Annotated in this window: 18 protein-coding genes; 12 read left to right on the top strand and 6 right to left on the bottom strand. The window is 61.7% G+C overall.

Translation table 11 applies throughout. From position 1 onward, the window contains the following. The first annotated feature begins 180 nt into the window (after positions 1 to 180). Positions 181 to 723 carry an oligoribonuclease gene (orn, locus tag DYI22_RS08915; protein ID WP_213477872.1) on the top strand — a complete coding sequence of 181 codons (543 nt, stop codon included), beginning with the start codon at positions 181 to 183 and terminating at the stop codon, positions 721 to 723. On the opposite strand, the gene queG is transcribed toward orn, so the two are convergent. Continuing rightward, positions 718 to 1,782 (bottom strand): tRNA epoxyqueuosine(34) reductase QueG, encoded by a 1,065-nt coding sequence (queG, locus tag DYI22_RS08920; RefSeq protein ID WP_213477719.1) that lies wholly within the window; start codon positions 1,780 to 1,782, stop codon positions 718 to 720. The two genes, orn and queG, sit on opposite strands and share 6 nt — an antisense overlap. 132 nt (positions 1,783 to 1,914) lie before the next feature. Between queG and DYI22_RS08925 the strand changes: the two genes are divergently transcribed. The 11 genes from DYI22_RS08925 (at position 1,915) to DYI22_RS08975 (ending at position 14,923) form a co-directional block, all read left to right on the top strand. Beyond that, complete coding sequence (locus tag DYI22_RS08925) at positions 1,915 to 3,465, top strand: NAD(P)H-hydrate dehydratase (RefSeq protein ID WP_213477720.1); 1,551 nt, start codon at positions 1,915 to 1,917, stop codon at positions 3,463 to 3,465. A gap of 19 nt (positions 3,466 to 3,484) precedes the next feature. Continuing rightward, positions 3,485 to 3,991, top strand: a complete 507-nt coding sequence (tsaE, locus tag DYI22_RS08930; RefSeq protein WP_213477721.1) for a tRNA (adenosine(37)-N6)-threonylcarbamoyltransferase complex ATPase subunit type 1 TsaE — start codon at positions 3,485 to 3,487, stop codon at positions 3,989 to 3,991. Between the two features lie 28 nt (positions 3,992 to 4,019). After that, positions 4,020 to 5,381, top strand: a complete 1,362-nt coding sequence (locus tag DYI22_RS08935) for an N-acetylmuramoyl-L-alanine amidase (protein ID WP_416234582.1) — start codon at positions 4,020 to 4,022, stop codon at positions 5,379 to 5,381. Between the two features lie 20 nt (positions 5,382 to 5,401). Then, positions 5,402 to 7,342 carry a DNA mismatch repair endonuclease MutL gene (gene mutL, locus DYI22_RS08940; RefSeq protein WP_213477722.1) on the top strand — a complete coding sequence of 647 codons (1,941 nt, stop codon included), beginning with the start codon at positions 5,402 to 5,404 and terminating at the stop codon, positions 7,340 to 7,342. A gap of 7 nt (positions 7,343 to 7,349) precedes the next feature. Continuing rightward, positions 7,350 to 8,399, top strand: coding sequence for a tRNA (adenosine(37)-N6)-dimethylallyltransferase MiaA (miaA, locus tag DYI22_RS08945; RefSeq protein ID WP_228300925.1), 1,050 nt, complete (start codon positions 7,350 to 7,352; stop codon positions 8,397 to 8,399). 34 nt (positions 8,400 to 8,433) lie between these two features. Beyond that, on the top strand, positions 8,434 to 8,685 hold the full coding sequence (gene hfq / locus DYI22_RS08950) for an RNA chaperone Hfq (RefSeq protein ID WP_012136350.1): 252 nt from the start codon (positions 8,434 to 8,436) through the stop codon (positions 8,683 to 8,685). Between the two features lie 120 nt (positions 8,686 to 8,805). Continuing rightward, entirely contained in the window at positions 8,806 to 10,104 is a 1,299-nt protein-coding gene (hflX, locus tag DYI22_RS08955; protein ID WP_213477723.1) for a ribosome rescue GTPase HflX, read from the top strand. Between the two features lie 78 nt (positions 10,105 to 10,182). Further along, entirely contained in the window at positions 10,183 to 11,373 is a 1,191-nt protein-coding gene (gene hflK, locus DYI22_RS08960) for an FtsH protease activity modulator HflK (RefSeq protein ID WP_213477724.1), read from the top strand. A gap of 2 nt (positions 11,374 to 11,375) precedes the next feature. Next, the gene (gene hflC, locus DYI22_RS08965) at positions 11,376 to 12,251 is read left to right on the top strand and encodes a protease modulator HflC (protein ID WP_213477725.1); all 876 of its coding nucleotides are present in this window, start codon (positions 11,376 to 11,378) and stop codon (positions 12,249 to 12,251) included. Between the two features lie 180 nt (positions 12,252 to 12,431). Then, a complete protein-coding gene (locus tag DYI22_RS08970) occupies positions 12,432 to 13,613 on the top strand; it encodes an ATP phosphoribosyltransferase regulatory subunit (RefSeq protein ID WP_213477726.1) in 1,182 nt (393 codons plus the stop codon). A 14-nt stretch (positions 13,614 to 13,627) separates the two neighbouring features. Then, complete coding sequence (locus tag DYI22_RS08975; RefSeq protein WP_213477727.1) at positions 13,628 to 14,923, top strand: adenylosuccinate synthase; 1,296 nt, start codon at positions 13,628 to 13,630, stop codon at positions 14,921 to 14,923. A gap of 58 nt (positions 14,924 to 14,981) precedes the next feature. Here DYI22_RS08975 and cmoB read toward each other — a convergent pair whose 3' ends face one another. The 5 genes from cmoB to DYI22_RS09000 are packed head-to-tail and all read right to left on the bottom strand — an operon-like array spanning position 14,982 to position 18,568. Next, complete coding sequence (gene cmoB, locus DYI22_RS08980; RefSeq protein WP_213477728.1) at positions 14,982 to 15,974, bottom strand: tRNA 5-methoxyuridine(34)/uridine 5-oxyacetic acid(34) synthase CmoB; 993 nt, start codon at positions 15,972 to 15,974, stop codon at positions 14,982 to 14,984. Between the two features lie 9 nt (positions 15,975 to 15,983). Next, positions 15,984 to 16,742, bottom strand: a complete 759-nt coding sequence (gene cmoA / locus DYI22_RS08985; protein ID WP_213477729.1) for a carboxy-S-adenosyl-L-methionine synthase CmoA — start codon at positions 16,740 to 16,742, stop codon at positions 15,984 to 15,986. Continuing rightward, on the bottom strand, positions 16,735 to 17,088 hold the full coding sequence (locus DYI22_RS08990) for a kinase (RefSeq protein WP_213477730.1): 354 nt from the start codon (positions 17,086 to 17,088) through the stop codon (positions 16,735 to 16,737). The genes cmoA and DYI22_RS08990 overlap by 8 nt, the downstream gene beginning before the upstream one ends. Before the next feature lie 30 nt (positions 17,089 to 17,118). Continuing rightward, a complete protein-coding gene (locus DYI22_RS08995; RefSeq protein WP_213477731.1) occupies positions 17,119 to 18,120 on the bottom strand; it encodes a serine/threonine protein kinase in 1,002 nt (333 codons plus the stop codon). A gap of 22 nt (positions 18,121 to 18,142) precedes the next feature. Continuing rightward, positions 18,143 to 18,568, bottom strand: coding sequence for a hypothetical protein (locus tag DYI22_RS09000; protein WP_213477732.1), 426 nt, complete (start codon positions 18,566 to 18,568; stop codon positions 18,143 to 18,145). Positions 18,569 to 18,616 lie beyond the last annotated feature (48 nt).

Genomic DNA, 18,616 nt, shown 5'->3' on the forward strand with positions numbered 1-18,616 from the left:
TCGGCATCAACCTCTGAGAATATATCTGACTTTACGGGCACTGGCGGGTGCCACGCTCCGGGACACGCTACAAGCACATCCCTGTGCGCTTGATCTCCGGCCATCCATGGCCTCCGACAGTCCCGGACCGTGGCACCCGCCAGTACCCTGCACCAACCCGACGGTTTCGAGGAAGAACACATGGTGGACGAGAACAACCTGGTATGGATCGACCTGGAGATGACCGGTCTGGATCCGGAAAAAGAAAGAATCATCGAGATGGCGACCATCGTCACCGACTCGGAGCTGAACCTGGTGGCCGAGGGGCCGGTGATCGCCATCCGTCAGCCGGACAGCCTGCTGGATGCGATGGACGAGTGGTGCACACGGACCCACGGCGAGAGTGGTCTTACCCAGCGGGTCAAAGAGAGCAGCGTGTCGGAGCGGGACGCGGAACAGGAAACCATCGAGTTTCTGAAACAGTATGTAGCGCCGGGCAAATCGCCGCTGTGCGGCAACAGCATCGGCCAGGATCGCCGCTTTCTGGTGAAGTACATGCCGGAGCTGGAGGGCTATTTCCATTACCGCAATCTGGATGTCAGCACCATCAAGGAACTGGCGCGGCGGTGGCGGCCGGATGTGCTGGCGGGTGTGAAGAAAAAGGGCAGTCACCTGGCGCTGGACGACATTCGCGATTCCATCAACGAGCTGCGCCATTACCGGGAAACCTTCTTCAAGCTATAGGCCGTGCTGCTTCAGGGCCCAGCGGACGTGCTCGCGGACCATGCCGGAAGGATGGTCTGCCCGTTGTTTCAGAGCTTCGATGACCGGGATGGTGGATGGCGCGTTGCCGAGGCCGACGGCCAGGTTGCGTAGCCAGCCTTCGTAGCCGGTGCGGCGAATCGCGGAGCCTTCGGTGCGTTTGAGGAACTGGGCCTCGGTCCACAGGAACAGTTCGGCCAGTTCGCTATTGTTCAGGCCGTGGCGGGGCTGGAAATCCGGCTCCTGGGTTGGCTTGCTGAATTTGTTCCAGGGACATACCAGCTGGCAGTCGTCGCAGCCGAACACCCGGTTGCCCATCAGCGGGCGCAACTCTTCCGGAATGCTGCCTTTCTGCTCGATGGTCAGATAGCTGATGCAGCGACGGGCATCGAGCAGATGGGGGCCCACGAAGGCATCGGTCGGGCACAACTCGAGGCAGGCTCTGCAACTGCCGCAGTGGTCGGTCTCGAACGGTTCGTCCACCGGGAGTGGGGCGCTGGTGAAGATTTCACCGAGAAAGAAAAACGAGCCGGCTTTGGGGTGAATCAGCATGTTGTTCTTGCCGATCCAGCCCAGGCCCGCCCGTTGGGCAAGGGCCCGCTCCAGAACCGGGGCGCTGTCCACGAAAGCCCGATAGTCGTGACCGCTGATGGCGTCGTCGATGCGTTTGGCCAGGGTTGCGAGGCGCTTGCGCATCAGTTTGTGATAGTCGCGGCCCAGGGCGTAGCGGGTAACATAGGCGCGTTCCCGGTCAGTGAGTGCTTCTTTCGGGCTGTCCGGGGATGCGAGGTAATCCATGCGTACGGAGATTACCCGCAGGGTTCCGGGTACCAGCGCAGTGGGGGTGTAGCGCTTGTCGCCGTGGTCGCCCATGTAGGTCATCTCGCCGTGGTAGCCCTGGGCGAGCCAGCTACGCAGGCGTTCACCGTGCACGCCGGTATCGGGGTAGGTGATGCCGGCGTCGCTGAAACCCAGTTCCCGAGCCCAGGTGCGAATGGAATCTGGCAGGTTTTCAAGGGCTTCGGTCGATTTCACGGTCATGGTCACGCAAACAGAATGAGCGTACGGAAGTTTAATCTGATTAAGTTATGACCTTTTTCTGTGTTTTGCTATGCTTTACAGGTATCTGGCCAATTCTCTTAAACTGATTTCTTTGCCTGGAGCGCGGGTAATATGCCTCCGACGGATCACCACATTCTACCAGAAGAGCTCTACTCTGCAGATGCCGTGCGGGAGATTGACCACTATGTGATCGATCAGCAGGGTGTTGATGGCTTTGATCTGATGCAATCGGCGGCCGCCTCGGTGTTCCGGCGGATGATACAGCGGTGGCCCGAGCCTGGCAGGATTCTGGTATTGTGCGGGTCGGGCAATAACGGCGGCGATGGTTATCTGGTGGCGGCCGCCGCTCAGAGGCATGGCCTGCCGGTGACCTGCCTCGCCGTTCTGCCGCAGGAGAAGCTGGCTGGCGATGCCCGCAAAGCCTGGCAGAAAGCCTGCGGAGACGGGGTCGAGGTGTTGGAGTTGGAGGCCTTGTCAGGCGCCGAGCGCGATCAGCAGTTTGCCTCGGCGGGGCTGATTGTCGATGCCATGCTCGGCACCGGGGTCACCGGAGCGCCAAGAGAGCCGGTGGCGGAGATGATTCGCCGCTGTCTGGCGATGCACGTGCCGGTGGTTGCGGTGGATCTGCCTTCAGGCCTGGATGCCAGTACCGGCGGTGCGGCTGGCGACGTCCTGCGGGCCGATCTGACGGTGACCTTCATCGGCCTCAAAGCAGGGCTGTTTACCGGCCAGGGCCCGGAGGCCGCCGGCGACGTCTGCTTCGAGCCACTGGGGACCGAAGTCTGGCTGACGGGCGCCGGTCAACTGCCGCTGGCGCGCCGGGCTGACTGGCGCACGGTGAAGACTTCGTTGCCGCGACGACCGGTGACAGCCCACAAGGGGCGTTTCGGCCACGTGCTGGTGGTGGCGGGCGACCGGGGGTTCGGCGGCGCTGGAATTCTTGCCGCGGAGGCCGCGGCCCGCACGGGCGCGGGCCTGGTAACACTGGCCACGCGACCAGAACATGTGGCCCCGGCGTTGGCGCGATGCCCGTCGATCATGGTGCAGGGGCTGGTTCACGGTTCCGAGCTGGCTGCGCTGGTAGAAGCCGCTGATGTCATCGTTTGTGGCCCCGGTATTGGCCAGGGGGCGTGGGGGCAGCAGATGCTGCAACAGGTCATTGCCAGTGGTAAACCCCGGGTGCTGGATGCAGATGCCCTGAATCTGATGGCGACGCGAGTGGCGGTGCAGGACGAAGCGCACATCCTTACGCCCCACCCGGGGGAGGCGGCCCGGCTGCTGGAGTGCCCGGTTGCGGAGGTTGAGGCAGACCGTCTCAAGGCGATTGCGCAGCTGCGCCAGGTTTATGGTGGAACGATCGTGTTGAAGGGGGCGGGTAGCCTGGTCGACGGCGACAGAGATCCGCAACCCTATATCGTCAGTGGAAGCAATCCCGGGATGGCAACCGGGGGTATGGGTGACGTACTTTGTGGTGTCATCGGCGCGTTGTATGGTCAGCTAGAAAACCCCGCGCTGGCGGCACGAATGGGTGTCGCGTTGCATCTGGCGGCAGCGGACAGGGCGTCCAGCCGTCGCGGGTACATGGGGCTGTTGCCGATGGATGTGATTGATGCGCTGCCGGAGTTACTGGCAGAGGCGGAGCTTGCTCACAGCAGGCATTGAACGGTGAGTCGAGGTGGTCATGCAAGCAACACAACCTGAGCTGCGGTTGTTCCTCGCTGATGAGGCGGAAACCGAAGCGTTCGGACTCAGGCTGGCGGATCTGGTCAGGAACACCGGCCGGGGTGTGACGATTTTTCTGGAAGGCAATCTCGGGATGGGAAAAACCACCCTGAGCCGCGGCGTCATGCGCGGGCTGGGGCATGAAGGTGCGGTCAAGAGCCCGACCTACACTCTGGTAGAACCCTACGAACACCTTGCACCGGCGGCCTATCACTTTGATCTTTACCGGCTGGGCGATCCGGAAGAGCTGGAGTACATGGGGATCCGCGATTATTTCGAGGGTGGCGCCCTGTGTCTGATTGAATGGCCGGAGCGGGGACAGGGGGTGCTGCCTGTGCCGGACCTGCAAATTACCCTTGTCCGGCAGGGAGAGGGGCGTTCCGCGCATATTGTCGCGGGTACGCCCTCCGGTCGTCACATGCTGACGGCCCTGAACACGGTTGCAACGGATACGCCCGCGCCATAGCGGGCCAGAACAACAATGGGTAGGCAGTATGATGATCATCAAGGCAATGCATAAGTGTCTGACGGCTGGTGGCGCGCTCGCACTGCTGCTGTGGTCCGGCGTGCTACTGGCCGGAACCGGCGTGGAGGGAGCGCGGATCTGGCCCGCACCGGACCATACCCGCCTGGTGCTGGATACCGCCGGCAAGGTGGATCACAACGTGTTTTCGCTGAGCGCCCCATCGCGGCTGGTGATCGACCTGAAGAATGTCGATCTGAAAACCGATTTCTCCGCGCTCGATCTGTCCGGCAGCCCGATCCAGCGCATTCGCAGCGCTCGACGAAATGGCGATGACCTGCGCGTGGTCCTGGATCTGAAAAGCAATATCAAACCCCGCAGTTTCCAGCTCGAGCCCAACCAGCAGTACGGGCATCGGCTGGTGGTTGATCTGATCGATGAAGGCGGGCTGAAAACCCAGAAAGCCGCGCAGCCAACAGTCACCCAGAGCCCCAACGGCAAGCGGGACATCATCGTGGTGATCGATGCCGGCCACGGTGGGGAGGACCCCGGCGCTATCGGTCCCCGGGGTACCCGCGAGAAAGACGTGGTGCTGTCCATGGCGAAAACCCTGCAAAGCCTGATCAACCAGAAACCCGGCTTCACGGCAAAGCTGACCCGTACCGGCGACTATTACATTGACCTGCGAGGGCGCACCCTGCTGGCCCGTAAGCACAACGCCGACCTGTTTGTGTCGATGCACGCCGACGCATTCCGCACGCCGCAGCCGCGGGGCGCGTCGGTCTTTGCGCTCTCCCAGCGGGGCGCAACCAGTGAATCGGCTCGCTGGCTGGCGCAAAGTGAAAACAGCTCCGACCTCATCGGCGGTGCCGGTGGGGTGTCTCTCAGTGGCCGCGACGAAATGCTGGCCGGCGTGCTGCTGGACCTGTCAATGACCGCCAGCATCAACTCAAGCCTGGGTGTTGGCAGCTCGATACTGGGCAGGCTGGGTAATGTCACCAAACTGCATAAGCCGGGTGTGGAACAGGCTGCGTTCGTGGTGCTGAAATCTCCGGACATTCCGTCGTTGCTTGTGGAGGCCGGCTTCATCTCCAATCCTCAGGAGGAGCGCAATCTGGCCAGTTCCGCCTACCAGCGCAAGCTGGCCAACGCGGTGTTCGATGGTATTCACGACTATTTCTCGAAAACACCGCCACCGGGTACCCTGCTGGCGTACCAGAAGGCTAGCCGCCAGGGCGGTAATACCGCTGGGCAGTATCGTATCCGCCGAGGTGACACGCTGTCGGGTGTGGCGCGGGAGAACCAGACCACGGTCAGCGAGCTGATGCGGTTTAACGGGCTGAACGACGACCGTGTTATGGTAGGGCAGACCATTCGCATTCCCGCATCCTGAACAAGAGGTTTTCCCGAACTATGCCCGCCATACGATTGCTGTCACCACGGCTTGCCAACCAGATTGCTGCAGGCGAAGTGGTGGAGCGTCCTGCTTCTGTGGTCAAGGAACTGGTGGAGAACGCCCTCGATGCAGGTGCCAGCCGCGTCGACGTGGACATTGAGCAGGGCGGTGTAAAGCTGATTCGGGTGCGGGACGACGGTTTCGGTATCGGCGAAGCGGACCTGCCATTGGCTCTCAGTCGCCACGCGACCAGCAAGATCGAAAGCCTTGATGATCTTGAGGCGGTTTCTTCCCTGGGCTTCCGTGGCGAGGCGCTGGCCAGTATCAGTTCGGTGTCGAGGTTGTCGCTCACCTCCCGCACCGAAGCGCAAGAGGCCGCTTCCCGGGTGGAGGTGGAAGGCCGTGACATGGACGCGCGCATCTCGCCGGCGGCCCACCCGGTCGGCACCACCGTTGAGGTGCGGGACCTGTTCTTCAATACCCCGGCCCGGCGCAAGTTCCTGCGCACCGAAAAAACCGAGTTCAACCATGTGGACGAATGCATCCGTCGTCAGGCTCTGAGCCGATTCGATGCGGGATTCACCCTTCGCCACAACCAGCGGGTGATTCAGAGTCTGCGCCCTGCGGCCAGCCCGCTGGATCGGGAGCGCCGGATTGGCGCCCTGTGCGGCCAGCAGTTCATCGACAACGCCGTGGTGATTGACGCCGAGGCGACCGGGCTGCGGCTCTGGGGGTGGGTGGCGTTGCCGACATTCTCCCGCAGCCAGGCCGATCTGCAGTATTTCTTCGTCAACGGTCGCGTCATTCGCGACCGACTGGTGGCCCACGCCGTGCGCCAGGCCTACCGGGATGTTCTCTACAATAACCGCCACCCCGCTTTCGTGCTCTACCTCGAGGTGGATCCGGCGACGGTGGATGTCAACGTGCACCCCACCAAGCACGAAGTGCGTTTCCGAGATGGTCGCCTGGTGCACGATTTTATTTTTCGCACGCTTCACAAAGCCCTCGCGGACGTGCGCCCGGATGACCATCTGCGGGGCGCTGTGGCGCAATCGGAGGTGCGTGAAGGTGCCGCAATGGCTGTGCCCGGAAGTATCGGCACCGCCGCGTCCACCGGAGGCGCCGCCGAATCCGCAGGCGGGGCCTTCGGTGGACGCAGTTGGGGCGAAACCGGTTCGGTGTTCGATCGCAGTCCCGCGGGCGCTCCCGGGGCAACTGCCCAACACCAGCACCAGTGGCAGGCGCGGGACCAGATGGGCTTTTACCAGTCATTGAATGAAGGCGGTGGTCTGGACAGGAGCGGCCACGCCGGCGCCGCCCCGCCCCATGAGCTGGCCGCCGGGCAACCGACGCCGCCGGTGGACAGCGAGGCAGAGCCACCGCTGGGGTATGCCATTGCCCAGCTCCACGGCATCTACATTCTTGCCCAGAGTCGGCAGGGCATGATTGTGGTGGATATGCACGCCGCCCATGAGCGCATCACATACGAGCGCATGAAACGAGCCCTGGAAGCGCAGGATCTGAAAAGCCAGCCCCTGCTGGTGCCGGTTTCACTGGCAGTCAGCCAAAAAGAGGCGGCGCTGGCGGAAAGCCATGTTACCGAGCTGCAGCAGCTTGGCCTCCAGGTGGAGCGAATCGGCCCGGAAACCCTGGCGATTCGCCAGGTGCCTGCGCTGCTGCGGGGTGCCGATACCGAGCAGCTGGTGCGGGATGTGCTCGCGGATCTGATCGAGAACGGCCAGAGTGATCGCGTGGAAGCCGTCACCCATGAGCTGCTGGGAACCATGGCCTGCCATGGGTCAGTACGTGCAAACCGGCAGCTGACGATTCCCGAGATGAACACCCTGTTGCGGGATATGGAGGCGACCGAGCGCAGTGGCCAGTGCAACCACGGCCGACCGACATGGACGGTGGTGACGCTGTCGGAACTGGACAAGTTGTTCCTGAGAGGTCGCTGAAGCCGCCATGAGTGACCACCCTGCCGCGCAGCCCCCGCTGCCGCCCGCGATATTTCTGATGGGGCCGACGGCATCCGGAAAGACCGACCTGGCCATGGCCCTGTGCGACCAGTTGCCCTGCGACATCATCAGTGTGGATTCCGCGATGATTTATCGCGGCATGGATATCGGAACGGCCAAACCCTCGGCCGCGGAACTCGCTCGCGCCCCCCACCGGCTGATTGATATCTGCGATCCGGCGGAGCGGTATTCCGCCGCCGATTTCCGGCGCGATGCTCTGGAGGCCATGGCGGCGATTACCCGGGCGGGTCGAATTCCGCTGCTGGTGGGCGGCACCATGATGTATTTCAAGGCGCTGCTCCATGGCATGTCCGATCTGCCGTCGGCCGATCCGGCGCTGCGTCGGGCGCTGGCCGAAGAGGCGGAAACGCGGGGCTGGGCCGCTCTGCACGAAGAGTTGAGGGCCCGGGATCCGGTGGCTGCGGAGCTGATCCACCGGAACAATCGGCAACGGTTGATGCGGGCGCTTGAGGTGATTCGCCTGACCGGCCGGCCCATCTCTGAACTCTGGCAGTCCCAGAGCGCCGGCGCCGGGGAATCGCAGCCCGTTATCGGAAATGTCGAGGATTACACCTATTTCACCCATTGGCAGGCAGACGAAACCCCGTCGCTTCCGTATACTGTGGTGCAGCTTGCTGTTGCTCCGTCTGACAGAAAGGTCCTTCACGAGCGGATCCGCCGGCGTTTCTTGAATATGCTGGAAGCGGGTTTTCTCGACGAGGTGAGGGCATTGATGGCCCGCGGAGATCTGAGTGTTGGCTTGCCTTCCATGCGATGCGTCGGTTACCGACAGGCCTGGCAGCATCTCGAAGGCGAGGATGATTACGACGCCATGGTCAGCAAAGGGGTGGCAGCGACCCGCCAGCTTGCCAAGCGGCAGTTAACCTGGTTGCGCAAGTGGTCCGGTGTAACATGGCTGAACAGTGAAGACCCACATATCACTGAGGCAGCCTTGAAAAATATCAGACTTCGCACCACATTTAATTCTGAAAAATGACGATCTGTACTTACCTATAAACAGGAGAAAACACATGTCAAAAGGGCATTCCTTACAAGACCCTTACCTCAATGCTTTGCGCAAGGAACGCATTCCGGTTTCCATCTTTCTGGTCAATGGCATCAAACTGCAGGGCCAGATCGAATCCTTTGACCAATTTGTGATTTTGCTGAAAAACACTGTCAGCCAGATGGTTTACAAACACGCGATTTCCACCGTTGTTCCGGCACGGAATGTTCGCATTCCTCCGCAGGCACCCGGCGGAGAGGGTGAGGCAGAAGACTGAGTTGCCCGGACCTACCGGTTTTTGCCACCCGCGTTTCCGACGAATCCTTAGCGGTTCCGAGGGGCGCGGGTGTTTGTTTTTATGCCCCTGAGAATTTGATGACCAAGGAGTTTTTGCCACTTGTTTGAGCGTCCCGATGTCGGTGAACGGGCGATTCTCGTCCACATTGATTTTTCCTCTCACGAAGAGACCGAAGACCCGGATGAGTTCCGTGAACTGGTCACATCCGCGGGCGTCGAGCCCGTAGGTCTGGTGAACGGATCCCGGAAGCAGCCGAGCCCGCGGTTGTTCGTGGGGGAGGGCAAGCTTGAGGAAATCCGCGATGCCGTCACCGCCAACGAGGCGGATGTGGTGTTGTTCAATCACGCGCTCAGCCCTTCGCAGGAGCGAAATATCGAGCGCGAACTCAAGTGTCGGGTGCTGGACCGTACCGGCGTGATACTGGATATCTTTGCACAGCGGGCGCGTACCCATGAGGGCAAGCTGCAGGTTGAGCTGGCCCAGCTGGAGCACATGTCGACCCGCCTGGTCCGGGGTTGGACCCACCTGGAGCGCCAGAAAGGCGGTATCGGCCTGAGAGGGCCGGGTGAAACCCAGCTGGAAACGGACCGCCGCCTGTTGCGCGAACGCATCAAGTCGATCCACAAGCGTCTGGAGAAGGTGCGCCGCCAGCGCAATCAGGGCCGACGGGCCCGCAAGCGCGCGGACATTCCCACGGTGTCTCTGGTGGGCTATACCAACGCGGGTAAATCAACGCTGTTCAACCATATCACCACTTCCTCCGTATACGCTGCAGATCAGCTGTTTGCGACGCTGGACCCCACGTTGCGCCGCCTGGAACTTCCGGATATCGGTCCGGTCGTATTGGCGGATACGGTCGGCTTCATCCGCCATCTGCCCCACAAGCTGGTCGAGGCGTTCCGCGCGACCCTGGAAGAGACCACCCAGGCCACCCTGCTGCTGCATATCATCGACTGCCATGATAGCCGTCGGGATGAGAACATGGAGCAGGTTGAGGAGGTGCTGGCGGAGATCGGCGCGGATGAGATCCCCACGCTTCAGGTCTTCAACAAGATTGATCTTCTGGACGACTTCACGCCGCGAATTGAGCGCAATGAGGACGGTATCCCGGTGCGGGTGTGGTTGTCCGCGGTCAGCGGCGAAGGTATTCAGGGGCTGTTCGATGCCATTGTCGAGCGCCTCGCCGAGGACGTGGTGCATCATCACGTGTTGCTGGGGCCGCAGGATGGCAAGTTGCGTGCTCTGCTGCACGAGGCCGGCTCGGTGTTGAGCGAAGAGCACCGGGAAAGCGGCGACACGGTTCTGGAAGTGCGCCTGCAGAATCGTGACTGGTTGCAGTTACTGAGCCGCGCGGACATGCGGGAACAGGATCTCAGATTGGACACAGGCACAGAGTAATCGGTATCGCTATTGCCGGGGCGCTTATAAATCCCTAGTATTTGCAGCAATTTCTATCAGTCAGGAACGGAGAGCATTATGGCCTGGAATGAACCGGGTGGTAACCGTAACGACAACGATCCCTGGGGAACCGGTGGTGGTCGTCGCGGCAATGATCAGGGTCCGCCAGACCTCGACGAGGCGCTGAAAAAGGGTCTCGACAAACTCAACAAGCTGTTGGGCGGCAAGGGCAGTCGCTCCGGTGGCTCCGGCGGCGGTTCGTCCTCTGGCAGCGGTGGCGGCTTCGGTGCCATCCTGGCTCTCGCCGGTATCCTGGTGGTGGGCTACATCATTTTCCAGTCCTTCTACACCGTCGATGAACAGGAGCGCGCCGTTGTCTTGCGCTTTGGCGAGTTCAGCCGCACCGAAAGCCCCGGCCTGCGATTCAAGGTGCCGCTGATTGATGACGTCACCAAGGTTCGCGTAACCAACGTGCGCACCGCGGAATCAAGCGGGCAGATGCTGACCCAGGATGAAAACCTGGTCACCGTGGACCTGCAGGTGCAGTACCGCGTTGGCGATGCCAGGGCCTACGTGTTGAATATCCGTGACTCCAACGAGGCACTGGCGTTCGCCACTGACAGTGCCCTGCGCCACGAGGTGGGCAGTTCCACCCTGGATCAGGTGCTGACCGAAGGCCGGGCCGAGCTCGCGGTTCGGGTCGAGCAGCGGCTGCAGACATTCCTGCGGGATTATGGCGCCGGTCTCGAGATTGTGCGGGTCAACGTGGAGAGCACCCAGCCCCCCGATGCCGTTCAGGATGCGTTCCGCGAGGTTCAGCGGGCGCGGGAAGACGAGCAACGCGTGAAGGAAGAAGCCGAGACCTACCGCAACAAGGTGGTTCCGGAAGCGCGGGGCCAGGCCCAACGGATGATCGAAGAAGCGCTGGCGTACAAGCAGGAGGTGATCGAGCGGGCCAATGGTGAAACCTCCCGTTTCCTCGCCATGCTTGATGTTTACCGGGCGGCTCCAGAGGTAACCCGTGAGCGCATGTACCTGCAGGCGCTTGAAAGTGTTTTGTCCAGCACCAGCAAGGTCCTGGTGGATACCGAAAGCAGCGGCAACATGATGTATCTGCCGCTGGATCGGCTGACCCAGGGCCGCATGGCCGGCGGCAGCAACTCGTCGGCAGACGGTTCTGATGGGCAGGTCAACATCCAGACCCTGACCGATCAGGTCATCCAGGAGCTGCGTGGGCGGCAGGAAACCGGTATTCGGAGGAGCAGATAATTATGGGACCCAAAGGTGTAGTGGGCCTCGCAGGCGCCCTCATTGTCGTCCTGCTGGTTTTGTCGAGCGTGTACATCATTCCGGAAACCCACCGGGGCGTGAAGCTCAGGTTTGGTGAGCTGATCGAGACCGACATGCGGGCGGGGCTGCATTTCAAGGTGCCGGTGATTGACCAGATTCGCGAGTTCGATATTCGCGTGCTGACCATGGACTTGCCCTCCCGTCAGTATCTGACCATCGAGAAAAAACCCCTGGACGTGGACTCCTACATCGCCTGGAAAATCCGCGATGTGGACCAGTTCTATCGTGCCACCGGTGGCGACGAGTACCGCGCCCAGTCGCTGCTGCAGTCCCGGGTAGACAACGGTCTGCGGGATGAGTTCGGTGTTCGCACCATGGTGGAAGTGGTGTCCGGTCAGCGCGATGAGCTGATGCACACGCTGCGTGACCGCGCCAACGAAACCGCCATCTCGGAATTCGGCATCGAGATTCTCGATATCCGGGTCAAGGCGATCGAGTTCCCGGGCGAGGTGAGTGAAAACGTATACCGCCGCATGGCAACCGAACGTGAAAAGCTGGCGCAGGAGTTCCGCTCCCGGGGTCGTGAGCTGGCTGAGGGTATCCGTGCGGATGCCGATCGTCAGCGTACGGTGGTGCTGGCCGAGGCCTTTGCCGAGGCCGAGCAGACCCGCGGTGAAGGTGACGGTGAAGCCGCCCGGATCTACGCCGAGGCGTATGGTTCGAACGAAGACTTCTACAGTTTCTACCGGAGTCTTCAGGCATACCAGAACACCTTCTCCAGCAAAGACGACATCATGGTGATCGACTCTGACAGCGACTTCCTGCGTTTCCTCAAGGACCCACAGGGCGCCCGCTAAACGCCATCACCAGCGTGCAAAACCGGAATACCTCGGTATTCCGGTTTTTTTGTGTCTGGCAACAGTGTAAAATTCTGCCGGTTTTGGGTCGGGTTTCTCTCCTGCTCCCGGCTTCGCCCTAAATCCTGTGCACTCCCGCCGCCTCTGGCCGACGCGGGGCAGAACGGACAACGGAATCTCATGACAGTATCTGATCGCTGGTTACTTCCGGATGGCGTGGAAGACATTCTGCCGCCACTGGCAGGACAGATTGAATCCCTGCGCCGGGACGTAATGGACACCTGTCAGCGCTGGGGGTACCAGCTGGTCATCCCGCCGCTGATCGAATACCTCGAAAGCCTGTTCACCGGCACCGGGCACGATCTGGAGCTGCAAACCTTCAAGCTGACCGATCAGCTGACCGGGCGGATGATGGGTGTGCGCGCTGACATGACGCCGCAAGCCGCACGCATTGATGCCCACACCCTCGGCCAGGACGGAATCACCCGCCTGTGTTATGCCGGCCATGTACTGCATACCCGTCCGCGGCATATGCTGACCGGGCGCACCCCGATCCAGGCCGGTTGTGAGCTGTTTGGCAGTGCCTCCGAGGCGGCGGACCTGGAAGTGATCAGCCTGATGCTGGAGGCGCTGCGAGTCTCCGGCCTGCCCAGGGTGCACTTGGATCTGGCCCATGTGTCGATCTACGAGACATTGATGAGTGAGGCCGGGTTTGACCGGGCAACCTCCGACGCTATTTTTGGTGCCATGGCCCGCAAGTCGGTGCCTGAGCTGGATGCGCTGCTGGGCCATTGCGAGCCGGACTCTGCCGGCGGTCGCCTGCGGGCGCTGGCGCGGGTCAGCGGAGGCCCGGAGGCGCTGGAAGAAGCCCGCAGCATTCTGGCGGGTGCGCCCGAGGCGCTGACCGCCGCGCTGGATCAGCTGGGGCGCGTTGCGGACATGCTGATCCGCGATTTTCCGGAGATCCGCTTCGGTTTCGATTTCTGCGAACTGCGGGGCTACAACTACCACACCGGCCTGGTGTTTGCTGCCTATGTGCCGGGTCACGGCGATGCGGTGGCCAAAGGCGGGCGTTACGACGCCATCGGCAGCGATTTCGGGCGGGCCCGCCCGGCAACGGGGTTCAGTCTGGATATCCGCGCGCTGGTGTCCCTGGGTGAGCGTATTACCCGCCGAGCCGGGGCAATATGGGCGCCGGCCGATGCCGATCCGGCACTCGAAGGGGTGATTTCCGGCCTGCGAATGACGGAAACCGTGGTACGGGCATTGCCCGAGGATACAGACGTAGATCCCGCTGCCCGGGGCTGCGACAGAATTTTGGTAAAGCGTGGCGGCCAGTGGGTCGTGGATCAACTGAGCTGAATTGAGAGAGAATCATGGGTAAAAACGTAGTTGTGCTGGGCACCCAGTGGGGTGATGAAGGCAAAGGCAAGATTGTTGATCTGCTGACCGACAAGGTCTCTGCCGTGGTTCGCTTCCAGGGCGGACATAACGCGGGGCACACGCTGGTCATCGAGGGCAAGAAGACCGCATTGCACCTGATTCCCTCCGGTATTCTCCGTCAGCACGTCCACTGCATGATTGGCAACGGCGTTGTGCTGTCGCCGGAAGCGCTGCTGAAAGAAGTGCGTGAGCTGGAAGCCAACGGCGTGGCCGTGCGCGACCGCCTGCGAATCAGCCTGGCCTGTCCGATCATTCTGCGCACCCACGTTCGCATCGATCAGGCCCGGGAGCGCGCCAAGGGTAACGAGAAGATCGGTACCACCGGCCGCGGCATCGGCCCGGCGTACGAGGACAAGGTCTCCCGCCGTGGTGTGCGTCTCGGCGACCTGTGCAACCCGGTGTCGTTCGAGGAGAAGCTGCGGGAAATCATGTCCTACCACAACTTCGTGCTGACCGAGTATTTCAAGGAAGAGGCCGAGGATATTGATGCGGCGCTGGCGGAACTGCGCCAGATGGGCGAGGAGATTCTGCCCATGGCGGCGGATGTCACCGACATGCTGCACGATTACCGCAAGCGCGGTGAGCACATTCTGTTCGAGGGTGCCCAGGGTTCGCTGCTGGACATCGATCTGGGCACTTATCCGTACGTCACGTCGTCCAACACCACGGCCGGCGGCACCGCTACCGGCTCCGGCTTTGGTCCGCTGTTCCTGGATTACGTGCTGGGCATCACCAAAGCCTACACCACTCGGGTTGGTTCGGGTCCGTTCCCGACCGAGCTGTTTGACGATATGGGGCAACACCTGGCGGTCAAGGGCAACGAGATCGGCACCACCACCGGTCGTTCCCGGCGCTGCGGCTGGTTTGATGCGGTAGCGCTGCGTCACGCCATCCAGATCAACAGTGTATCCGGTATCTGTCTGACCAAGCTGGACGTGCTGGACGGTATGGATACGGTCAAGGTGTGTGTGGGCTACAAGACGCCGCAGGGCGAAATTTTCCGCCCGCCCATCGGCTGCGATACCTACGATGACATCGAGCCGGTTTACGCTGAGCTGCCGGGCTGGCAGGAAAGCACCGTCGGGCTGACGACACTGGAGCAGCTGCCGGAGAACGCCCGTGCCTATATTCGCTTCCTCGAGGAGCAGATTGAGGCACCGATCGACATCATCTCGACCGGTCCGGATCGGGTCGAAACGATTACCTTGCGCCACCCCTTCGGCGAGTAAGCCGCGACCAACAAAAAACCCGCTCTCGAGCGGGTTTTTTGATTCCGGTAGAGGAACATCAGGGCTTTTCGGCGATGATGGTCGCTCGTCGGGGGCCGGGGTAGCCCTCGATGGTCCTGCTGTGGTCGTCGGGATCCAGGAAATCTGCCAGGGAATTGAAGCGCATCCAGTCGGTGCGACGCTGTTCTTCAATGGTGGTGTCGGTCACATCCACCACCCGGGCATTGCGGAATCCGGTGCGGTCAAGCCAGCGAAGCAGGGTGTCGCAACTGGGCAAAAACCAGACATTGCGCATCTGTCCGTAGCGATCCTCCGGCATCAGGCTGTACCCTTCCGGGCCCTCCACCACCAGTGTTTCCAGCACCAGTTCGCCGCCCCGGCGCAGCGTGTCCTTCAGTTCCAGCAGATGATCGAGCGGCGACCGGCGGTGATAGAGCACCCCCATGGAGAAGGTGGTGTCAAAGGTTTCCAGGCCCGCGGGAAGGTCTTCCATGCGGACCGGTAACAGGTCCACTGCAGCCGCGGGAAGGTAGTGCTTCACGCTGAGAAACTGGAACAGGAACAGCAGGCCAGGATCGATGCCGATCACCCGGCCGGAACCCTCACCGAGCATCCGCCAACAGTGATAGCCTGAGCCGCAGCCAACATCCAGGATGCGTCGTCCGCGCAGATCTGACAGGTAGGGGGCAACCCGTTCCCATTTCCAGTCGGAGCGCCACTCGGTATCAACGAAGGTGCCGAAAAAATCGAACGGCCCCTTGCGCCAGGGCATCAGCCCGCGCAGCCCCATTTCCAGCTGTGTGCTCTGATCGTCTGTCAGCGGGGCGTCGGTGCTCAGGGTAATCGCGGCGGAGTCGAGGCTGACCTGCGGTTCGCTGATGGCGGGTAGCTGTGATAATGCCGCCATCCAGCGGGCGATGTCGCCGTGGGGGTTGTCCTCGAAACGCCGCTCAAGCTGAAGGCTCAGCGCTTCGCGCCATCGGCCGAGGCCACTGTCCTCAAGTTCATCCAGAAGAGGCTGGTAGCAGTCCCGCCAGTTGAAAGTTGCCATGGTCACTCCTCAGGCCGGGGAACGGGTCGCAAGCATGGAGACAAAATTGAAGCACTGGTACCAGACGATGACCTGATCGAAACCGGCGTCCAGCAAGCGCTGGCGATGATCCGACAGACTTTCTGGGATCAGCACCTGCTCGATGGCCGAGCGCTTCTGGCTGATCTCCAGGTCCGAGTAGCCGTTGGCGCGCTTGAACTCGTGGTGAAGCCGGGTCTGGGCGTCCTGCTCCTGTGGCGAATCAAAGCGGATCTTTTCGGACAGGATCAGCGCGCCGCCGGGCCGAGTCGCCTCCGCAATCCGTGTCAGCAAGCCGGCACGCTCATCGGGCGGCACGAATTGCAGCGTAAAGTTCAGGGTGGTCACCGACGCGTTCTCCAGCGGGGTCGCCAGAATGTCTTCGCAGCGCAACTCGACGGGCAGGGGATGATCATCCAGTGCGATGTAATGCTCGCAGCGCTCGATCATCGCTGCGGAATTATCGACCCCGGTGAGCCGGCAGTCCATAAAGCGAATACCGTGGCGCATGGCGAGGGTGGATGCCCCCAGTGAACAGCCAAGATCGTAGCAGTTGCTGCCAGCCTGCACGTACTGCTCGGTGATCACTTCGATCATCGGAATGATGGTGGTGTAACCGGGTACTGAGCGTCGGATCATGTCCGGAAACACCCGCGCGACCGAGGCATCAAAGCGGAAATCCTCCGGGTTGCGCTCGGTGGCAAACAGACGGTCGGTTTCCTGGACTGGAGGCTTGCGCTGGTCACTCATCCTTGGCCGGGCCTCCCGTTGCCTCCGGTACGGCCCCGCGGCTGCAGCGCACGCCCCGGTTCTTGTAGTCGACTACGATGCCGCGAAAGTCCGGATCCACATCCGCGGCAATCGCCAGATAGCCCTGCTCGCAGACGGCATGAAGTTCGGACGATTTCGGTGACATGCGGAACTCTTCACCCGGGGTCACATGGATGGCTTCAAATTCACCCACCGGCACGTTGTCCTTGTTTGTGGCATGATCGATTCGGCCGCTGGCTTCCAGCACCACAACGGTCGCGACAACGGCGCCGATGGCCGTGGCAATCAGACTGCGGGCCGTGAATCTGGCTTCTTTCTCGCTCATTGGAAAGTCTCCGGGATAATGCAGACGGCCTCAGTATTGGCCGGGGATATTGATAGGGGGTGCCTGCAATGCGGCCAGCTGTTCCCGCATCGCCAGTACCTGATCCGACCAGAACCTGGGCTGGACGAACCATGGAAAAAACCGCGGAAAGGCGGGGTCGTCCCAGCGCTTGGCCAGCCAGGCGCAGTGGGCGATCTGACGATAGCAGCGCAGAGGCTCGATCAGGTGGCGTTCGCGGCGATTGAATTCGCGGAACATTTCGTACCCCTCCAGCAGTTCGCCAAACTGCGCGCCGCGCTCGGTATCGTCACCGTTCAACAATAGCCACAGATCCTGAACCGCTGGGCCACTGCGGCAATCATCGAGGTCAACGAACAACATCTGTTCCTCTCGGCACAGTATGTTGCCGGCGTGGCAGTCGCCGTGGAGCCGGAGGCTCGCCACCTCGCCGGCGTCGTCAATGCGGCGGGCACAGGCGTCAAACAGATCGGGAATCAGACTGTCCCAGGCCGGCCGCAGGTCCGCGGGAATCCAGTTGCCGTCGGTCAGTAGCTGGTTCTTCTCGCTGATGCCGTTCAGGATATCCACCGCCGGGCGATGCTCGAAGTTGCTTTTCCCGCCCACATTGTGAAGCTGGCCAAGCCATTGTCCGAGCCGGTACAGGGTGTCGGTCACGCTGGTGTCGGGGGCCTGCCCCCCGCGTTGCGGGAACACCGCGAACAGGAACTCCTGCCAGCGCCCGAGAGTATCGCCCGTGGGAAGGGTGAGCGGCGCCACCACGGGAATGTCCGCTGCGGTGAGCTCGGCGGTGAAGGTGTGTTCTTCACGGATCTGCGCTTCCGACCAGCGACCGGGCCGATAGAACTTCACGATCAGCGGGGCGGAGTCTTCAATGCCGATCTGGTAAACGCGATTCTCATAGCTGTTGAGAGCAAACAGCCGTCCGTTAATGACAAATCCCGCACTCTCCATGGCGTCCAGAATGGTATCCGGGGTCAGTGCGTCGTAGGGATGGCTGGAGGTTTCGGTCATAAAGTCAGGATCAGGGCCTTGTCTACTGCTTGGCCTGCGTTGAGCGGGCCTGCATGTTGTTAAGATGGTACCAGTTCTCGTCGAGCTCCCAGCGCACGCGATTGACCCCGCCGGAGCTCAGCACGATATCGCCGGCGCGTGCCTGCACCCTCGCCAGCTTCCGTTCCGCGTGCTGCCAGCGCCGGTCGTCGTCGCCAAGGCGTCCCATGGTCGGAAAGATCGTCGTCAGTGCATAGCGTGTCGAGGTGTCGTGAGAGCGCAGGGAGCTCATGATGGCAGTGGAGCCTTCTACCCGCAGAACACGGTGCTGGTATGGATAGTTCGCCACCAGTTCGTCTGCTTGCAGTTTCTGGTTCAGGCTGATCACTTCAAACCCTCGCCACCCAAGCCAGCCCACAAAAACCGCGGCGACCAGCATTACGACTAAAAACTGCTTCCTGTCCGACATCCCGCATCTGCTCCCTGCAACAACGTATTGGGTGAGTATAGCGTTTCT

Origin of the sequence: Marinobacter lipolyticus (assembly GCF_018424605.1) — a bacterium.
In the GTDB taxonomy this organism is placed as follows: Bacteria; Pseudomonadota; Gammaproteobacteria; order Pseudomonadales; family Oleiphilaceae; genus Marinobacter; species Marinobacter lipolyticus_B.